Source organism: Enterococcus sp. DIV0970a (genome assembly GCF_051711265.1).
GTDB classification, from domain to species: Bacteria; Bacillota; Bacilli; order Lactobacillales; family Enterococcaceae; genus Enterococcus_D; species Enterococcus_D casseliflavus.
On record NZ_JBIOMF010000001.1, the window covers coordinates 849,243 to 867,680 of the forward strand.

Consider the following 18,438-nt stretch of genomic DNA (forward strand, 5'->3'; position numbering starts at 1 on the left):
GAAGAGGAGGCCTTCGCTTATATATCAGTAGGAAAAGCGGCAAGGTGTTGTCGTAATTTTGTTAAGAAACGCTCGCCGATCACTGATAATGGGCGATCGTTCTTTTTAATGAGGATGATCTCACCCTCGGACGCGTCGATCAAAGGAAGAAAAGCCAAGCCTTGGCGTTCTGGTTGGGCAACGATCCCCGAGCCGGTTCCATAAAGATCCGTCTGCTGTAATAGCTGGACCATTGTGCCTCGATCGCTGACATGCACCACTTGAGGGCTTTGAGCAAAGTCGATCAAATCCTCGGAAAAGAACGAATAGCGTTCATCTTCTTGCAAAAAGCGTACTTGCGGATAAGGCGCAAGATCCTTTAAGGAAAGCTGCTTTTTTTCTGTCAAGGGATGAGTCGCTCGTAAAAAGACATGGGGGCGAAACCGTCCCAACGCTTCGAAGGACAATTGGGCGCCTTGTAACAGTCGTTCCAATCCTGCTTGGTTTTGCTCATTCAAATAAAGAACCCCAAATTCACTTCGATATTGCTGCACGTCCGTGATCACCTTTAAGGTCGTGGTTTCTAATAGGCGAAACTGGCGGCAGTTGGGAAATTCCTGTAGCAGTTCACTGAAAATTCCAGCCGTGAAATCATAGTGCTGGCTTGCGATGGCGAAGGTTTGACTCGCTGCTTGCTTGCTGGAATAACGCGTTTGCAGCTGCGCCACTTGACTCAAGATCGGCTGGGCATGGTCTAGAAATTCCGAGCCTTCGGCAGTCAAGCGGGCACCTTGATTCGTACGCTCGAAAAGCTGGACCTCCAATTCTGCTTCCAACTCTTTCACGGCTTGGGAAAGACTTGGCTGTGAGAGATACAGCCGTTTGGCTGCTTCACGAAAACTTCCATGGTCAGCGATCGCTTGCACGATCCGCATTTGTTGAATATTCAATTTTTGACCTCCTTTACAAAGATTCAGACGGAAAAAGGGTTCACCAATCAATAGTAGTCAGTTCTTTTCCTTCTATAAAGTTCTCTAAATAGGCGGTATGCTGATCCACGTTTAAGTCGATTTCGCCATCGTTCAGTGCAATGTCTGCTTCCAACACCCCAGTAAAGCCAATATCGGTCACGGTATAGCCAGCTTCTTCTAAAATCGGTTTGATTCCCTGAAGAAACAGCTCGCTGTAAGGTCCTGGTGTCGTACCAACTCTGATTTCTGTCTGCTGTTCTTCGGCATTTCCGGTCACTTCTTCTTGGTTGCCACAGCCCGTAAATAAGACCAAGGACAACAGACCAATGCCCATACCTAATCGAATCCTTCGTTTCATACCTCTTCCTCCTTTTTTATAAAAAAAACCTTCCCAAAGACAATTCTTTGGGAAGGACGATCATTTCGCGGTACCACCTTCATTTGTTTTTTGTTGAAACAAAAAACCTCAGTCAGTTCATCAAATAAACTGCATTGCGCTATCGGGCTTTCTCCGTCGGGGATTGTTCGTACACGAATGCTCAAAGGTCATCTTCGGATCGTCTTCCTTACTCGTTTCCACCAGTTCCGAGCTCTCTTGAAAGAAAGGGGGGATCGTACTCTTCTTCTCACTGCATGTGTATGAAATTAGTAGTATCTTAGAACAAGATGAGAAAGTTGTCAATTGCTTTCGTGATAGGTGATTCCAATCACTACGCAGGTAGTAGGGGAACAAATGGGGAAGGGTAAGAATAGATCAATAAGGCAGGAAAAGCAGATGAATGGTCGAAATCGCTTGGTTGGGTTAGAATCGAAGCACAAAACAAAAAAAGAGGCGAGGAAATGAAATTACTTTTGATTGGACATACCGGCACACTTGGGCAGCTTTTAGTTGAAGGCTTTCAGCAGCTACCAGAGGTGGAGCTGATCACGGCTAGCCGTAGCAGCGGCGATCATCAAGTCGAAATTGCGGATGCAGACAGTGTCAGCCAGCTATTTGCAGCTACTGGGAAAGTGGATGCCATTGTTTCCGCTGCGGGAAGCACAGTGTTTAAACCCTTTGAGGAATTGACGCCAGCAGATATTCAACAGTCGGTGGCTTCGAAGCTGCAAGGACAAGTCAACCTTGCGTTGATTGGCCAGCATTTTCTCAATGAAGGCGGCAGTATCACACTGACTTCTGGAATTATCAAAGACGAATTTATCCCAATGGGCACGCCTTCAGCACTGGTCAACGGCGGTTTAGAAGCCTTCGTGGCATCGGCAGCTTTTGAGATCGGTCATGGGGTACGAATCAATGCAGTCAGTCCCAATGCACTTGTGGGCTCTTGGGAAACCTTCGCCGATTCTTTCAAAGGCTTTATTCCCGTTGGTGACGCACCCGTTTTTGCAGCGTATCAAAAAGCAGTCTTTGGGATCATGACTGGCAAAACCTTCACCGTTTATTAAGAAAAAGCAAAAGTAGGAAAAACCGCCAAATCAAAGCTGACTTGGCGGTTTTTGTTCTGCTGAAAAAGAAGTAGCAAGCAGTTAAGAAGAGAGCAATTGGGTTTTCAGCTTGGGCATTTCTGCTTTGAGTTGTTGGCGAGCAAAAGCCAAGTCATTGATCCAAGAAGCAATCGCTTCTTTTTCTAAGAACAGAGGCATTCGATCATGGACTGGTTCAACAGAGTCGTTCGCGGCAGTCGTTAGAATGATTGATTCGGTTTCGATCTGATCCTCTTTTTGAAGGATGCGATAAAAACCAGCGGCATAAATCACGTGATCTTGCGAAAAGAGAAACTTTTCCTTTTCATGATTCCATTCATAGAAACCAGACATCGGAAAGACACAGCGATGCTCTTGGAAAGGTTTGCGAAAAGTCGGTTTTTCTTCAACGGTCTCAGAACGGGCATTGATCATCAAATGCCCTTTTTTAAAGCCGGTAAAGCCCCATCTTGTCACACCAGCTACAACTTGTTGTTGTTGATTTGCACCGATGGTTACGACATGATTGGAAGGGAAAACATCATTGACAGCGACAGTCTGTTGGCGCTTGCGGGCTTTCGCCGCGGCTTCTTGATAATATTCTGACAATTCGCCAGTTGTTGGGTCAAATAAGTATCGGCCGCACATGGACGGGTCACTCCTTTTTTTGGATTGGCTGGTGCCTTTGTTTCAGTATAAAGACTCAAGGCGTCAAAACCAACTAACTTGCTTCACTTCTCGATTCAACAAGAAAAGGAGCTTAAACATATGTAAAAAGTCAGGAGTATTGCTTGATTTGCTGGAAATCAGATAACAAAAAAAGGCAGTCACCTACTGAGGTTGACAGCCTTTTTTATTCTAGTTGGTTAGCCAATTTTTTTAACTCTCCCGCCGATTTTATTTGCGAAACGTTCAGCATCTTCTCTGCAAGTATAGGTTAATGCAATTGTTTTGTCCCGTGTTCTTTTTCCTTCGGCGGTTAGATAACCATGAAAGATTTTAATCGCATACAATAGATAAACACCTCCTTATCCTTGGTAATAATAACAAATTTATCGCTTACATTCAAGGGATATAGTAAAAGTTTATTTTTTGTTAGTTATTTTATTAAGAATTTATTCAAAGGTTTAAAAAACGATTGAAGGAGAAAGTAAGGGGTGATGGAATAGACCAATGTTTGCTGTTAAAAGGAAAAAAACTCCAAGGAAAAAGAGGCATGTTTCTGAATTTCCATCAAATAAAGAAACTGGCAACCGCTTTAATTATTCTTTTGCTGCGCCAATCGAATAGACCAATCCACGCGAATCAAAATGGCCGAAAGAAAACCTATGATAAAGCATAGCTGCCAAGCAGGGAATCCATCGTAAGGGATAGGGGCAAGTACGAAAAGGGAGAGTGGTCCAAACTAAGCACCTGTTTCTGTATTTTTTTATCAAAGAAAAACACCAGACCTTGTACTTTCACAAGATCTAGTGTTTCATCAGTTGCCCCGATAAACAAATTGCCCATCAAATACGGTCGCTTCAACAGTCGTTTGAAGCAATTCTTCGGCAGTCAAAGGCAAGATATTTTGGGACAAAATACAAAGATCGGCTAAACAGCCAACTTCTAATCGACCGATATCTTGCCGACTCAAGGCTTTGGCGGCGCCTGCGGTGTGGGCATAGAGGGCATCGGCGATGGAGATTTTTTCTTGTGGCATCAATCCGCCTGCTGGCTGGCCGTTTTTTTCCTGCCGAGCAACCGCATAATACAGCGAGTCTAAAGGAGTCACGTCGATCACGACTGGCGTATCAGTCCCAAAAGCCAAGGTTGCGCCTTGCTCTAGAAAGGACTGAAAAGGAAACATTTGACTGGCACGCTGAGGGCCTACTTCTTCATCGAGGGTCTCATAACCGACTAATAAATGGCTAGGCTGTACGGAGAGTACCAGTTGTTCTTGGCGAACTAGTGGCAGATCAGCGGCATCCATCACTTCCAAGTGTTCCAAAGTATTGGCTTTGCCTTTAGAAAGCGGGTGAGCAGCAGCACTTTCTTGATAAAAGAGGAGTGCTTGTCGAATCGCTTCATCACCGATGGTATGGATGCGCATCGGCCAGTCTTGCTGGTTGGCTTGTAAAATAAAGCGGCGCATCCGTTGAACATCGATCAACGGCATCCCGACATCACCAGCAAAATACGGTGTTTCATATTCCTCTTTTAAAAAAGCCGTGTGCGTACTCGTCACACCATCAAAAAATTGTTTGACGCCGCCCATTTGTACTTTTTCGGAGCGATAAGTACGGTAAGTTTTTTTCAGTTGCGTGATGTCTTCTCGCATGGCTGGATAAAAGACAGCGCGCAAGGTCGCTTCTGCTTCTGTTTGCCGATAAAGAGTGGGGTAGACCAAATCGTCCCAGCTTTCTCCTGTCAAGGCAACATCACCGATCGTCGTAATGCCGTATTGATTGAGCTGCTTCATATAGGTCAGAAAGGCAGCAGGGCTTTGTGCTTGGAAAGACTGTAAGACCTTTGCTAAATAATGAATGGCGATCGCTTCTAAAAAGCAGCCGCTTAATTGTCCGCTGTTTTCGTCAAGCAGTGCCTCGCCGCTGATCCCTGCTGGTAAGTTCTCAGGTGTGATCCCTAAAGCAGCGATCCCTTGGCTATTCAACCAAATACTGTGGGCATCACCTGAAATCAGCATGACAGGCGTGTCGGCACAATAGTTGTCGATCGAATCTTTCGTCGGGTAGACTTGCTGACCGAAATCACTGCTGAACCAGCCGATGCCGATTTTCCATCCATGAGTGATGGGCAAGGCGGGCACTTGCTGGGCAACGGCTTCTTCTGTCACTCCCGTAAGATGGGTCAGTGCCCCTTGATGGAGTAATGCGGAAAGATAAAAATGAACATGAGCATCAATAAAGCCTGGAATGATCATTTGTTCTTTGAGATCAATGACCTGGGTGTCTTCAGCAAGTGTTGGCAGCGCTGAAAGAGGACCTACAGCCGTGATTTTCTGGTCTTCTATCAGGAGAAAGCCCGCAAAAGTCGTTTTCGTTTTGGTATCAAAGATGTGTTCAGATTTTAGTAATAGTGACAATTATAATCCCAACTTCCATTCAAGGAAAAGGTCGTTATAAAGCTCAACCGCTTCTTTTCCTAAGTATTCATAATGTTCCATTTGTTCCATCGCACTTGGCTCAGGGTAGAAAGCCTTGTCAGCAGTCAGTTCTACTGGCAGCATGGCTTTGGCCGTTTCACTCGGCGTGGCGTAGCCCACGTATTCGGCATTTTGTGCGGCATTTTCTGGTCGCAGCATAAAATTGATGAAGGCGTAGGCTCCCTCAAGATTGCCAACGGTTTTCGGGATCGCAAAATTGTCTGTCCAAATCGCACCGCCGTCATTGGGAACGATATAGGTGACGGCAGGATTTTCCGCCATCACATAAGCGGCATCGCCCGAATATCCGATTCCTAAAGGGGCATCGTTGTTGATCATCAAGGTTTTGATCTCGTCGGTCAAAACTGCTTTGACATTGGGACGGATACTTTCCAGCTTCTTCAAGGCTTTGGTGACCTTGGTCGGGTCTTTTTCATTTTGGGAAAGACCGAGCGTCTGTAACGCGATTCCTAAGGTTTCGCGAGCACCATCCACCATCAATACATCATTTTTAAATGCAGGGTCCCATAAATCACTCCAGCCATGGATCGAAGAAACATCAACTTCTTCAGTATTTGCCATGATTCCGATCGTGCCCCAAAAATAGGGGATCGAGTAGGTATTGTCAGGATCAAAGGCTTGATCCATCAAAAAAGGCGACAGATCTTCCGTTCCCGTCAATTTCTGATGGTCTAAAGGCACTAACAGTCCTTCTTCGATCATTTTCGGAATGATCGATTCGCTAGGGAAAACCAAATCATAGCGCGAGCCGCCTTGTTTGATTTTCGTTTCCATCGCTTCGTTGGAGTCAAATGTATTATAAATCACTGAGTAACCAGTCTCAGTTTCGAATGTTTTGATCAATTCGGGGTCAATATATTCGCCCCAATTGTAAATAATCACTGTATTTTTGTCGGACGACGTTGCTGCCCCCGATTCTTTCGTTAACACCGAAGCACCTAAAAACAGCAACGCGGTGATGCCGATCACACCGCCAAAAAATACCCACAACCTTTTCAATTCATCAATTCCTTCTTTCTCTACAATTTCGTATTTCTTGAGTAGCGTAATTGATTTTTAAAGAAAAGGCAATAAAAAAATGAAGAAAAAATAAACCCGTTTCTTTCAAGGCTTTGAAGGAGGAACGGCCAGGTGGCTGGGGCAGTTTCCAAACATATCATTTGTCAAATTCCCTCCTTTTGCCTAAGCTAGGGAAGTGAGAAATCAAGGGATGGAAAAACAGGAACCTCTCTTTGATGAAGAATGAATGTAAGGAGTGAAGCATCAATGGAAACACGTGCTGTCGTTATTGAAGCCTATGGTGGAAAAGACCAATTAAAAGAAGCAACGGTCCAATTACCAGAATTAAAACCAAATCAATTATTAGTCAAAGTTGCCGCAACATCCATCAACCCGATCGATTGGAAATTAAGAGAAGGCTATTTAAAACAAATGTTTCCGTGGGACTTCCCAATTATTTTAGGCTGGGATGTCGCAGGGGATATCGTAGAAATAGGTGCTGACGTGACAGAATTCAAAGTTGGTGATGCGATCTATGCCCGCCCTGAAACGACTCGTTTTGGGACGTATGCTGATTACGCCATCGTGGATGCTGAGTTAGCAGCGATCAAACCAGAAAACCAAAACTACGCAGAAGCAGCTGCAGTGCCATTAGCTGGTTTGACTGCTTACCAAGCGTTGTTTGAACACGGTCGTTTAAAAGAAGGGGAAAAAGTCTTGATCCATGCCGGAGCAGGCGGAGTTGGTACCTATGCGATCCAACTAGCAAAAGCAGCTGGCGCTTACGTCATCACGACGGCTAGTCCTCGTAACCATGAGTTATTGCAAAAACTTGGTGCCGATGAGATCATCGATTACCATACGACAGATTTTGAAGAAGTCTTGCAAGACATCGATTTGGTCTTTGATACGATGGGGGGCGACACCCAGAAGAAAAGTTTCACTGTCTTAAAACCTAAGGGCCGTCTGATCTCAATTTTGAGTATTGAAGACGAAGACTTGGCAAAAGAAAAAGACATCTTCGCCAAAGCAATTTGGTTACGAACCAACGGCAAACAATTGGCAGAATTGACAGAGCTGATCGAAGCAGAAAAAGTCAACAGTGTCATCGGTGCAACCTTCCCATTGACGGCACAAGGAATTTACGATGCCCACGCATTGAGTGAGACACACCATGCAGTCGGCAAGATCGTTATTGAAAATCAAGACAATTTCATCAGCCAGGACGCAGAATAAAGGAGGCTGAACCGATGCGCTTATGGCATGAAGCGCTGATACCTGCTTTGCCTCGGCAGCAGCTGTTAGGCCAGCATCGTGAAGCAGCAGCCTTACGGGGGCTAGGCTGGGGTAAGAAGCACGCAACCGTCGATTACGTTTTTACCCATCCGCCCTATAAATTGTTTCAATACCATCAGTTAGTGCTGGATGAAATGACCTATCGAGGCTATCGGCCAGCACCTGAATGGTACGATCCAGCGTATCGTGGCAAAAATCTGCCGCTGGAACCCTCCGTTCAAGCTGTTCCTTTGACTACGCCGATCTATCCAGAACATGATGAAGCATACTTGGAAGAATGCTTAGTGAATCTCCATAGTAAAGGGATCTATCTTTAAAGACCAAACACTTTCCTGAATTTTTGTTCGGGAAAGTGTTTTTTTGCTTTAAAATTGGCAACTTACAAAAAGTAAGCATATTGTTCGCAACTTTTTTTGTTCCTTGTTATAGTGAGAACAGAGAATCAGTAATGAGAAATGAGGAAAAGAAAATGACCATCAATCACAGAAATCTTGAATTTGGGTTAGATACGTTTGGCGATCTAGCCTTTGATGATACAACGAAAGAACGGATCAGTTATAGCGAATCGTTGCGCAATATCGTGGCAGAAGGGAAATTAGCCGATGAAGTCGGCATCGATGTCATTGCCTTAGGGGAGCACCATCGGGAAGAATATTCGATCTCAAGTCCTGATACGGTACTAGCGGCTTTAGCGATGGTTACCAATACCATCAAATTAGGTACCGGTGTAACTGTCTTGAGTTCGGATGATCCCGTGCGGGTCTACGAACGGTTTGCGACCGTTGACGCGTTGTCGAACGGTCGTGCACAAATCATGCTGGGACGAGGATCTTTTACTGAATCATTCCCTCTATTCGGCTATGACTTGCAAGATTATGAAGAACTATTTGAAGAAAAAACAGCGATGTTTAGTGAACTGAGAAAAGGCAAACCATTAACTTGGGAAGGCAAGTTCACGCAATCCTTAAAAAATGCCGACGTTTTTCCAAAAATCGAGGGACACCAATTAGATACCTATGTAGGTGTCGGTGGAACCCCTGAATCGATCATTCGTGCCGTCCGTTATGGGTTTCCCGTTATGTTAGCGATCATCGGTGGCGAGCCTGCTCGTTTTGCGCCCTATGTTGATCTGTATAAAAAGGCAGCGCAGCAATTGGGGCAACCGATTTTGCCAATCGGCATGCACTCCCATGGTGTGATCGCCGACACCGACGAAGAAGCCTATGAAATCGGCTGGAACTACATCAAAAAGAGCATGGACAAAATCGGTCTTGATCGCGGCTGGCCAGCCATGAGCAAAGAGCGCTTTGACTTTGAAGTCGAACATGGATCTTACTATGTAGGCAGTCCAGAAACCGTGGCGCAAAAAATCGCCCGTATGATGCCGCAAGTCGGTGTAGAACGCTTTGATCTGGTTTACGGTACTGGCGGACAGCTGCAAAAAGACCGTTTCAAAACGATTGAATTGTATGGAACCAAAGTGATTCCACGGGTGAAAGAATTGTTGGCAGCAGGTGATAGCAATGCCTAAAACCATCGGTATTTTAGGCGCAGGCAAGTTAGGCTTAGCACTCGCAAATCTTGGTGCCCAGGCGGGCTATCGGGTCTTGATCGCCAGTACGAAGCCAGCAGAAAAAATCGCCTTGTCCGTTTCTGTGTTGGCTCCGGGAGCGATCGCAAAAAATGCCGTTGAGGTGATGACAGAAGCCCAAACGATCCTTTTGGCAATCCCATTGAGTAAGTACCAACAGCTGCCAGCAGAAGCTTTGGCTGGCAAGCTAGTGATCGATGCCATGAATTATTGGTGGGAAGTCGATGGCAAAGAAACAGAATACTCATCCATCGAGCAGACTTCTTCGGAACGTGTGCAACGCTATTTTTCCCAAAGTAAAGTAGTCAAAGGATTCAATCATATGGGGTACCACGATATCCAAGAGGAATCCTTGCTGACGAGAACGGCTGCTCAAGGAACTGCCAAAAAAGCCATCGCCATTGCTGGTGATGACCAAACCGCCCTCGATCAGATAGGAGAAATCGTTGCTGCCTTCGGCTTTGATCCCTTTCCTATCGGTGCTTTAGCTAATGGCATCATGTTAGAACCCGGCAGTCCTTTCTTTGGTGCCAATCAAACCAAAGAGGGATTGACGGCATTGATGAAGGCGTTTTGGAGCAGTGAGAAAGGGCAAGCGTTTCTGGCGCGTCCTTCCGCTGTGAGTAACAAGCAGCAGGTTCCTCAGTAAAAGAGCCGGCTCCACGTACGGCTGGATACGATAAAAACAACCCTCTTCTCAAAAAAAGAAGAGGGTTTTTCCCATCCAGTCAAATCAGCACGTGGTCGCTAAAAAATACAATGTGATTGTTACGATTGTGATTCGTAAGCAGTGGTTGTTACGTTTACGTCTCTGCCAGACGTTCCATAGTGTACATATTAGCCTGTACCTGCTTTGTGCTCGCCTTTGACACCCACCCATGTTTGTTAAAGATCGACTAGCCAGTTGGTTTGTTGGATCTTTCCATCTAATTCTCGCAGCTGTTTGGCGGTCGTATTCAATTGCTCCGTTAGCGTTTTTGTATCGATCGTGCGCACCAGTCGAATTTCGTTGCGACCCATTCGGGGAGCTGCTTTGGTTTCATCCAGTGCTTGCGTAAGCAGTGCATGCTTGCGGCGCAGCTGTTCTCGCTGTTCTAGTGCTTCCATCAGCAATAACGCACTATCTGCTAAAGAGGCAGTCGCATTTTTCCGATTGATGGCTACGACTAATTCTGAATACTGTTGATTGATCTCATCGTATTCCTTGAACAATTCTGTGATACTACGATCCAAGGTATCGCCTTCTTGGACTAACACACTGCTAGAGATTTCGTTGCGCAATTGAAACAGACGATTGTTCAAATCTCGTCTTAAAAGTAACGCTTCTGCTAATTTCATTTTGGCACACTCCTTTTTACAAATGAGAAGGCTTATCTAGTTCTTATCCTAGAGAAGAACGTGACGAAAGGCAAGCAAGACGCAAAACAAGCTCTGATAGAAAAATCATAAAAAACTGAATATTCGCAATTCTTGTTGACTTCCAAAAACACCAATAGTATACTTTAAAACAATCATGAAATAGACAAAAAAACGTCATTTACCTGTTTTTTAGATAAAAAGAAAGACGATGAAGAGAAGAGTAGCTTTGGAATCTGTTAGAAGAGAACCCGGATGGTGAGAAAGGGCAGCAGAAAAAAAGTGAAGATGAGCTCTGAGTGATCTGATTTGTTCACGCAAATCAGACGGAAAGCAGCCGTTACCGTGCCAAGTATCTTAGCGTACTGTTGAGGTGCCATTTGTGAGAATGGTGCGAAAAAGGGTGGTAACACGAAAATCTCGTCCCTTTGTTTGTCAAAGTTGATAAGCAAAGGGATGAGGTTTTTTCTTTTTATCGTTGAATGCGTTTTTTGCTGTCATGAAAAACACTTGCGTTGGTTGCGCAATCACATAGGAGGAAGAATGAAAATGATCTGGAAGAAGCGTTTATTGGTTGCAGCAGGAGTGATTGGGTTGACCCTTTCTGGCTGCACGACAACAGGAAATACCGAGGGATCAGAGGCTGAAACTAACGGTGCGCCGAATCAAGCGATTGCGGTGAGTCTACCAGCTGAGCTGACGACTCTCGATACGACCCAAACGACGGATAAAGCAACGTTTACCATCGTACAACATTTATTCGAAGGGCTCTACCGTTTCGATGAAAACAGTGAACCAGTTCCAGGCTTGGCAGAAGGAGTCGAAATCAGTGAAGATGGCAAAACCTATACCTTTACTTTGCGAGATGATGCGAAGTGGAGCAATGGCGAAGCGATCACTTCGGCTGACTTTGCTTATGCGTGGAAAAAGTTAGTTGATCCAGCAACGATGGGACCAAACGCCTATTTGTTGGATAATGTAGTCAATAGTAAAGACATTCGTGAAGGCAATGCAGACGTAGAAACGATTGGTCTGGAAACCCCAGATGACGCGACCTTTATCGTACAGTTGGAGCAGCCGCAGCCTTCGTTTTTATCCTTGATTTCCATCGGCTGGTTGGCACCGCAAAATCAAGCCTTTGTTGAAGAAAAAGGCGAGACCTATGCCCGGACAAGTGAAGATTTGTTGTATTCTGGTCCCTTTGCTTTAACCGATTGGCAACAGACAGGAGACGAGTGGACGCTAGTGAAAAACGACCAATACTACGATGCTGATGTCGTTCAATTGGAGGAAATCAAAGGCTCCACCATCAAAGAAGAAAATACGGGGATCCAATTGTTTGAAAGCGGCGACCTTGATTTGCAAAAAATCAGCGGGATCTACGTCCAACAATACGGGGACAATGAAGAACTAGTTACGCAAAACGATGTGGCGAACTTTTTCTTAGACTTCAATAAAACCGCCAACGATGCCTTAGCAAATGTTCATGTGCGTAAAGCAATCGCGTTGGCGATCGACAAAGAAAGTCTCGTGGATAATGTGTTGAACGATGGAGCGAAAGTTTTAAATGGATTGATCCCTACTGGCTTAGCTGCGAATCCAAATACTGGCGAAGATTTTCGAGCATATAGCGGTGATTATAATCTGTATGATTTAGAGGCTGCCAAGGAAGAGTGGGAAAAAGCCCAAGCGGAAATTGGTGAAAGTACGACGCTGCGTTTATTAGTGACAGATGATGACAATGGTCAAAAAATCGGGGAGTACTTGCAAAGCCAACTGCAAGAAAACTTGCCAGGCTTGTCGATCTCCATCAACAAACAGCCACGTGCCAGCTTAAATCAATCAAGAGCAAATAGTGATTATGAGCTTTCCGTTTCTGGCTGGATCGCTGGAAGCAGTGACATGGATATGTTCTTTATCTTATACAAAAACGGCGCTTCCTTTAATTACGGCGGCTATGTCAATGAAGAATATACGGCGTTGACGGAAGATGCGCGCACCGTTCATGCCAATGACCCCGATCAATATTTTGAAGATTACAAAGCGGCAGAAGAAATTTTGTTGGAACAAGATGCTGCGCAAGTCCCTCTTTACCAAAGTGCTTCAAATTATTTGATCAAATCAAATGTTAAAGACATCCAATTCCCAGCTTATGGTGCGCATTTCTTTTTCCGCACCGCCTATGTTAGTGAATAAGGGGAAAAATAGTTGAATGAAACGCGCATGTTTATTCGATGAACATGCGCGTTTTGCAACAAAAAAAGCAGTTCAGAAAGCTGAACTGCTAAATGCGGAAGATGGGAGTTGAACCCACACGAGATAAACTCACACGCGCCTGAAGCGTGCGCGTCTGCCATTCCGCCACTTCCGCATAAGATAAAGATAATCCTTTCTAGGAAGAAAATCAAGTCCAATCTCACAAAAAGGAGCCCGCCAGCGGGGACTGGCGGGAAGGAGTAAAAATGAAAAAGTGTTAGGGTTGTTCGTTGGTATGCATTTATAATAGCGGGAAAATGTGAAAAAAAGTTGACGAATCAAACAGAATTCCGAGAAGAAATCGCCAAGAAAAAGTGAAACCATCTAGAACAGTCAGAAGGCAAAAAGGAGCCCGCCAGCGGGGACTGGCGGGAAGGAGTAAAAATGAAAAAGTGTTAGGGTTGTTTGTTGGTATGTATTTATAATAGCGGGAAAATGTGAAAAAAAGTTGACGAATCAAACAGAATTCTGAGAAGAAATCGCCAAGAAAAAGTGAAACCATCTAAAACGGTCAGAAGGCAAAAAGGAGCCCGCCAGCGGGGACTGGCGGGAAGGAGTAAAAATGAAAAAGTGTTAGGGTTGTTTGTTGGTATACAGGTATCATACCGAGAAAATATGAAGAATTTTCGAGTGAAATTTAGAAATTGCGTGAATCTTTTGACAAATTATGGCTTCTGTTTGAATTTTTTCTTAAAAGAGAATTGACAAAAGGCACAAGCTTTGATAATTTTAATGAAACAAAATGCAAACGCGATGAAAAAGAAAGTAGAATCACGGGCGTTGTCTAGCAGAGAGTTCCAGCAGGTGAGAAGGAACGACAACAAATGATTTGAAAATGACTTTGGAGCGGATTTTCTGACTAATTAGGAAAATACGGTTGCCCCGTTAACAAGCGACAGTCTCCGAGTGTTTTCGGGTACTGAATGAGGTGAGGCCTGTGAAGGTTTTACAGATTAAGGTGGTACCGCAGGTGATGCCCTTAGCTTTGGCTAAGGGCTTTTTTTGTGTCTGTAGGGTCAGCTGTTTCATGCGAAGGTTTTGTTGAAAAGGAGAAAGGTTGTTGGGAGGAGAGAAAATGCACAAATTAGTGGTTCAAACCGATTTTGGTTTGCAAGATGGAGCGGTCAATGCGATGTACGGGGTAGCCTATCAAGTGGCACCAGAGCTGGTCATTGCGGATTTGACTCATGAGATCGAGCCATACAACATTCATGACGCCAGCTATCGCCTGCTACAAAGCGTCACCTATTGGCCAGCAGGAACCGTCTTTGTTTCAGTGGTCGATCCTGGCGTAGGGTCTGATCGACGAAGTGTGGTTGCCAAGCTGGCGACCGGGCAGTTGGTTTTGACACCAGATAACGGCACCCTGACCTATTTAGCGACTTATATCGGAATCGCTGAACTTCGGGTGATCAATGAGGCAACTGAGCGCTTGGCAGGATCAGCCGAAAGCCATACGTTTCATGGTCGGGATGTTTATATGTATAATGCCGCTCGGCTCGCCAGCGGCGCCATCAGCTTTGAAGAGCTAGGAACACCTGAACCTAAAGAAGCGATCCAAGTTTTTGCCATTGAAAAGCCAAGCCAAACAGCTGAAACGATCACAGGGACGATCGATATTCTCGATATCCGCTTTGGTTCGTTGTGGACGAATATTCCCCACACGTTCTTTAAGCAATGGCAGGTCCAATACAATGAGTCGCTGCTCGTCAGTATCTACTACCAAGATACCCTGCGTTATCAAGAAGAAGTGCGTTTCGGACGCTCCTTTGCGCAAGTGGCAGAACAAGAACCCGTCTTATATGTCAATTCCTTGCTGAATATCGGTTTAGGGCTCAACTTGGCTTCATTTGCTGAAACCTATAAAATAGGGACTGGCACGAATTGGAAAATTACCCTTAAAAAAAGGAGAAATGAAAAATGAATCAATCAAAATTTACAGTAAAACACATTGTTGCAATCGGTATCGGTGCTGCGGTCTTTTTCGTCTTAAAACGTTTCGTCACGATTCCGACGGGTTTCCCAAATACAGATATCGCCACAGCCTATCCTTTCTTGGCGCTATTAGGCGTTGTCTACGGTCCGATCGTGGCTGGTTTAGCAGGTTTTATCGGTCATGCTCTAGGAGATTTAACGACTTATGGTCCATGGTGGTCTTGGATCGCCGCCTCTGGGATCTTAGGGGTGTTCTTTGGACTTTTGACTCGTTGGATTCCAATCCAGCAAGGAACCTTTGGCGCTAAAGAAATTCGGACCTTCTTGATCGGTGAAACGATCGCAAATTTGGTCGTCTGGGTGATCATTGCCCCGATCGGGGATATTTTGATCTATGGCGAACCAGCGAACAAAGTCTTTACGCAAGGAGTCATTGCGGGATTGACCAATGCAGTCGTAACTGGGATAATCGGAGTGATCCTGCTAAAAGCCTATGCCCAAACCAAAACCAAAAAAGGCAGCTTGAGTAAGGAATCCTAACCAAAGAAATGTGTGAAGGCTAAAAATGAAACAAAAAATCATTCAATTTACGAATTTTTCTTTCCAATATGATGCACAAGCGGAACCGACCTTGAAAAACATCGATCTAACGATCTATGAAGGAGAAAAAGTCCTGATCGTCGGTGCCAGCGGTTCTGGCAAAAGTACATTAGGAAAATGTTTGAACGGTTTGATCCCGCAAAACGACAAAGGCAGTAGTACTGGAGAATTGACAATCGGTACCAATGCCTTTGGGCAAGCTTCCATCTATGAGCTGTCTTTGACCGTCGGCACGGTGCTGCAAGACACCGATAGCCAATTTGTAGGCTTGACCGTAGCAGAAGATATCGTGTTTTCATTGGAAAACGATCAGCGCAGTCAAGCAGTGATGCAAGAGGCGCTGCGTTTTTGGGCAGAAAAGACTGACTTAATGGATCATTTGGCGAAAAAACCGCAGGAATTATCGGGTGGCCAAAAGCAACGTGTTTCAATGGCAGGTGTTTTGATCGATGAAACACCGATTCTACTGTTTGATGAGCCGCTAGCCAACTTGGATCCGCAAACAGGTGTGGAAGCCATCAAAATGATCGACCAGCTGTATCAAGAGAAGCGTTTTACCACCATCATCATTGAACATCGCTTAGAAGAAGTGTTAGCCGCAGCTGTCGATCGCATCATCGTGATGGAAGAAGGCCGCATCCTTGCCGACAGTACACCGAATGAACTATTAAAAACGGATATGCTGCAGCAAGTCGGCATTCGTGAACCGCTGTATTTAGCTGCTTTAAAAAAAGCGGGGGTTCCCGTGACCGACGCTGCTGATTTGGTCGCGGTAGAAGCATTTGCATCACCTGAGATTGCCGAAAAACTGACTCAGTTTCAAGAAAAATTTCCGAAACCGGCGCTTCCTAGCCACCAGCCGCCGTTGTTGGAAGCGAAGAATCTATCGTTTTCCTACCAAGTGGGCAAACCCATTTTGCAAGCACTGGATTTTACCATCCATCAAGGAGAAATGATTAGTTTGGTCGGGCATAATGGCGCAGGAAAATCGACCTTGTCCCATTTGATTACCGGCTTTTTAACTCCGACTTCTGGCAAGTTGCTTTGGCAAGGAACGAACATGGGCAATGATTCCATCAAAGAACGAGCGCAAAAAATCGGGTATGTGTTGCAAAACAGCAATCAAATGCTGTCAAAAAACTTCCTGTTTGACGAAGTTGCCTTAGGCTTGCGCAACCGAAACGTTCCAGAGGCTGAAATTACAGAAAAAGTTCATCAGACCTTGAAAATTTGTGGTCTTTATCCGTTTCGTTCATGGCCATTGTCGGCACTAAGTCATGGGCAAAAACGCCGAGCCGCCATTGCAGCGATCCTCGTCTTAGATCCTGAACTCATTTTATTGGATGAGCCGACAGCGGGACAAGACTATCGCCATTACACCGAAATGATGCAATTTTTACAGGAGTTGAACCAGCGGGGATTAACGATCGTTATGATCACCCACGATATGCATTTGATGTTGGAGTATACACAGCGGACGATCGTTTTGACAAAAGGAACGATTTTGCTGGACGCTCCGCCAGAAGTTGTCTTAGCAGACAAACAAGTGGTGAGTGCCGCAAACCTCAAAGAAACAAGCTTGTATACACTGGCGACCCTTAACCAGCTGACAGATCCCGCCGCTTTTACTGCCGCCTTCATTGCCAGCGAGAAGGAGGGACACGATGGAGAGTAATCTAATCGGCTATCTTGACCGCAAAACGTGGATTCACCAATTAAGCGGTGCTGCAAAACTGATTTGTTTTTTGCTGCTATCCGTCATCGGGATGATTTCTTATGATACGCGCTTTCTCATTGGACTGGCATTGTTTTCGGTCTTTCTATTTGCCAGTGCTGGAATTCGCTACCGAGATATCGCTTTTGTATTAAAATTTATCATCTTCTTTTCGCTTTTGAATTTGGTGGCGGTCTATCTTTTCGCACCAGAATACGGGGTGGAGATCTACGGTACGCGCCACGTGATTTTCGAAGGGATCGGTCGGTATACATTGACCCAAGAGCAAGTGTTTTATGAGTTGAATCTATTGATCAAATATTTTGTCACGATTCCGCCAGGATTGATTTTCCTGTTTACCACCAATCCTAGTGAGTTAGCGTCCAGCATCAACCGCATCGGGATTTCCTACAAGATCGCCTATGCAGTCGCACTGGCTTTGCGTTACATTCCCGATATTCAAGATGATTTTCGGACCATTGCCAAAGCGCAGCAAGCACGGGGCGTGGAGCTTTCTAAAAAAGCACCTTTGCGCAAGCGAGTGGCAGGCAATGTCGCGATCGCGATTCCTTTGATTTTTTCCAGCTTGGAACGGATCGACCATATTTCTGCTGCCATGGAGCTAAGAAGGTTTGGCAAACATAAGCAGCGTACCTGGCTGAAAGCTAAGCCGATCCAAGGCAAAGATCTTTTGGCGATTGCTGTCGTTTGCTTGATCGTGGCGCTCGGATTGTCCTTGATGGTACTTAATGGCGGACGTTTCTACAATCCGTTTCGTTAACAAATCACCCCATGAAAACTAAAAAAACGGACGCATTGTCAATAATGAAAGTGGGACGGATGATTCAGAATTGATTCATCCGTCCCAGAAATGATCGAGCCAAAAAACGCAGGATAGTCAGTCAATTGACTTTAGCGAGTGCTACATTTGCTAAAGTCAGTTGCTGCTAGGTCTGCGTTTTTTTGCCGCAAAAAAAAGGAGCCCGCCAGCGGGGACTGGCGGGATAGGAGTAAAAATGAAAAAGTGTTAGGGTTGTTTGTTGGTATGTATTTATAGTAACGGGAAAATGTGAAAAAAATAGGAAGAGAAAGCAATAGAAGTGTGTCAATC

At 45.1% G+C, this 18,438-nt stretch carries 17 protein-coding genes, 1 tRNA gene and 2 other annotated features; of the genes, 10 read left to right on the forward strand and 8 right to left on the reverse strand.

Going from position 1 to position 18,438, the window contains the following annotated elements:
* Window positions 1–17: 17 nt before the first annotated feature.
* Both IGK14_RS03955 and IGK14_RS03960 read right to left on the reverse strand, forming a co-directional pair.
* The gene (locus IGK14_RS03955) at window positions 18–929 is read right to left on the reverse strand and encodes a LysR family transcriptional regulator (protein ID WP_060791749.1); all 912 of its coding nucleotides are present in this window, start codon (window positions 927–929) and stop codon (window positions 18–20) included.
* A 40-nt stretch (window positions 930–969) separates the two neighbouring features.
* On the reverse strand, window positions 970–1,308 hold the full coding sequence (locus IGK14_RS03960; protein WP_249850491.1) for a MetQ/NlpA family ABC transporter substrate-binding protein: 339 nt from the start codon (window positions 1,306–1,308) through the stop codon (window positions 970–972).
* 49 nt (window positions 1,309–1,357) lie between these two features.
* Window positions 1,358–1,589 (reverse strand) — a binding site (T-box leader).
* A 201-nt stretch (window positions 1,590–1,790) separates the two neighbouring features.
* Here IGK14_RS03960 and IGK14_RS03965 point away from each other — a divergent pair.
* Window positions 1,791–2,396, forward strand: coding sequence for a short chain dehydrogenase (locus IGK14_RS03965; RefSeq protein WP_010747693.1), 606 nt, complete (start codon window positions 1,791–1,793; stop codon window positions 2,394–2,396).
* Between the two features lie 81 nt (window positions 2,397–2,477).
* Here the strand turns inward: IGK14_RS03965 and IGK14_RS03970 are convergent, their stop codons facing one another.
* The 4 genes from IGK14_RS03970 to IGK14_RS03985 all read right to left on the reverse strand — a co-directional run bounded on the left by IGK14_RS03970 (window position 2,478) and on the right by IGK14_RS03985 (window position 6,579).
* The gene (locus IGK14_RS03970; protein ID WP_005225388.1) at window positions 2,478–3,062 is read right to left on the reverse strand and encodes an SOS response-associated peptidase; all 585 of its coding nucleotides are present in this window, start codon (window positions 3,060–3,062) and stop codon (window positions 2,478–2,480) included.
* A 218-nt stretch (window positions 3,063–3,280) separates the two neighbouring features.
* The gene (locus IGK14_RS03975) at window positions 3,281–3,427 is read right to left on the reverse strand and encodes a hypothetical protein (protein WP_005234527.1); all 147 of its coding nucleotides are present in this window, start codon (window positions 3,425–3,427) and stop codon (window positions 3,281–3,283) included.
* Between the two features lie 467 nt (window positions 3,428–3,894).
* Complete coding sequence (locus tag IGK14_RS03980; RefSeq protein ID WP_010747694.1) at window positions 3,895–5,499, reverse strand: amidohydrolase; 1,605 nt, start codon at window positions 5,497–5,499, stop codon at window positions 3,895–3,897.
* Window positions 5,500–6,579, reverse strand: coding sequence for an ABC transporter substrate-binding protein (locus tag IGK14_RS03985; protein WP_010747695.1), 1,080 nt, complete (start codon window positions 6,577–6,579; stop codon window positions 5,500–5,502). It abuts the gene before it with no gap.
* 267 nt (window positions 6,580–6,846) lie between these two features.
* Between IGK14_RS03985 and IGK14_RS03990 the strand changes: the two genes are divergently transcribed.
* From IGK14_RS03990 to IGK14_RS04005, 4 genes are all read left to right on the forward strand, one after another.
* Entirely contained in the window at window positions 6,847–7,815 is a 969-nt protein-coding gene (locus tag IGK14_RS03990; RefSeq protein WP_010747696.1) for an NADP-dependent oxidoreductase, read from the forward strand.
* Window positions 7,816–7,829: 14 nt separating this feature from the next.
* Window positions 7,830–8,192: a TIGR02328 family protein gene (locus IGK14_RS03995; RefSeq protein ID WP_010747697.1), complete on the forward strand. Its 363-nt coding sequence runs from the start codon at window positions 7,830–7,832 to the stop codon at window positions 8,190–8,192.
* 152 nt (window positions 8,193–8,344) lie between these two features.
* Complete coding sequence (locus tag IGK14_RS04000; RefSeq protein ID WP_010747698.1) at window positions 8,345–9,406, forward strand: LLM class flavin-dependent oxidoreductase; 1,062 nt, start codon at window positions 8,345–8,347, stop codon at window positions 9,404–9,406.
* Window positions 9,399–10,115: an NADPH-dependent F420 reductase gene (locus IGK14_RS04005; RefSeq protein ID WP_438711634.1), complete on the forward strand. Its 717-nt coding sequence runs from the start codon at window positions 9,399–9,401 to the stop codon at window positions 10,113–10,115. The genes IGK14_RS04000 and IGK14_RS04005 overlap by 8 nt, the downstream gene beginning before the upstream one ends.
* A 236-nt stretch (window positions 10,116–10,351) precedes the next feature.
* On the opposite strand, the gene IGK14_RS04010 is transcribed toward IGK14_RS04005, so the two are convergent.
* Window positions 10,352–10,804: a DIP1984 family protein gene (locus tag IGK14_RS04010; RefSeq protein ID WP_010747700.1), complete on the reverse strand. Its 453-nt coding sequence runs from the start codon at window positions 10,802–10,804 to the stop codon at window positions 10,352–10,354.
* 561 nt (window positions 10,805–11,365) lie between these two features.
* Here IGK14_RS04010 and IGK14_RS04015 point away from each other — a divergent pair.
* On the forward strand, window positions 11,366–13,018 hold the full coding sequence (locus IGK14_RS04015) for a peptide ABC transporter substrate-binding protein (protein WP_142437538.1): 1,653 nt from the start codon (window positions 11,366–11,368) through the stop codon (window positions 13,016–13,018).
* Window positions 13,019–13,111: 93 nt separating this feature from the next.
* Here the strand turns inward: IGK14_RS04015 and IGK14_RS04020 are convergent.
* A tRNA-Leu gene (locus IGK14_RS04020) sits at window positions 13,112–13,193 on the reverse strand.
* Between the two features lie 629 nt (window positions 13,194–13,822).
* Window positions 13,823–14,062: a binding site (T-box leader), on the forward strand.
* 91 nt (window positions 14,063–14,153) lie between these two features.
* On the opposite strand from IGK14_RS04020, the gene IGK14_RS04025 reads away from it, so the two are divergent.
* The 4 genes from IGK14_RS04025 to IGK14_RS04040 are packed head-to-tail and all read left to right on the forward strand — an operon-like array spanning window position 14,154 to window position 18,108.
* Entirely contained in the window at window positions 14,154–15,002 is an 849-nt protein-coding gene (locus IGK14_RS04025; RefSeq protein WP_005225399.1) for an SAM hydrolase/SAM-dependent halogenase family protein, read from the forward strand.
* Complete coding sequence (locus IGK14_RS04030; RefSeq protein ID WP_005225401.1) at window positions 14,999–15,553, forward strand: ECF-type riboflavin transporter substrate-binding protein; 555 nt, start codon at window positions 14,999–15,001, stop codon at window positions 15,551–15,553. Before IGK14_RS04025 ends, IGK14_RS04030 begins: the two co-directional genes overlap by 4 nt.
* A gap of 25 nt (window positions 15,554–15,578) precedes the next feature.
* On the forward strand, window positions 15,579–17,288 hold the full coding sequence (locus IGK14_RS04035) for an ABC transporter ATP-binding protein (RefSeq protein WP_010747702.1): 1,710 nt from the start codon (window positions 15,579–15,581) through the stop codon (window positions 17,286–17,288).
* Window positions 17,278–18,108 carry an energy-coupling factor transporter transmembrane component T family protein gene (locus tag IGK14_RS04040; protein ID WP_005225404.1) on the forward strand — a complete coding sequence of 277 codons (831 nt, stop codon included), beginning with the start codon at window positions 17,278–17,280 and terminating at the stop codon, window positions 18,106–18,108. Before IGK14_RS04035 ends, IGK14_RS04040 begins: the two co-directional genes overlap by 11 nt.
* Window positions 18,109–18,438 lie beyond the last annotated feature (330 nt).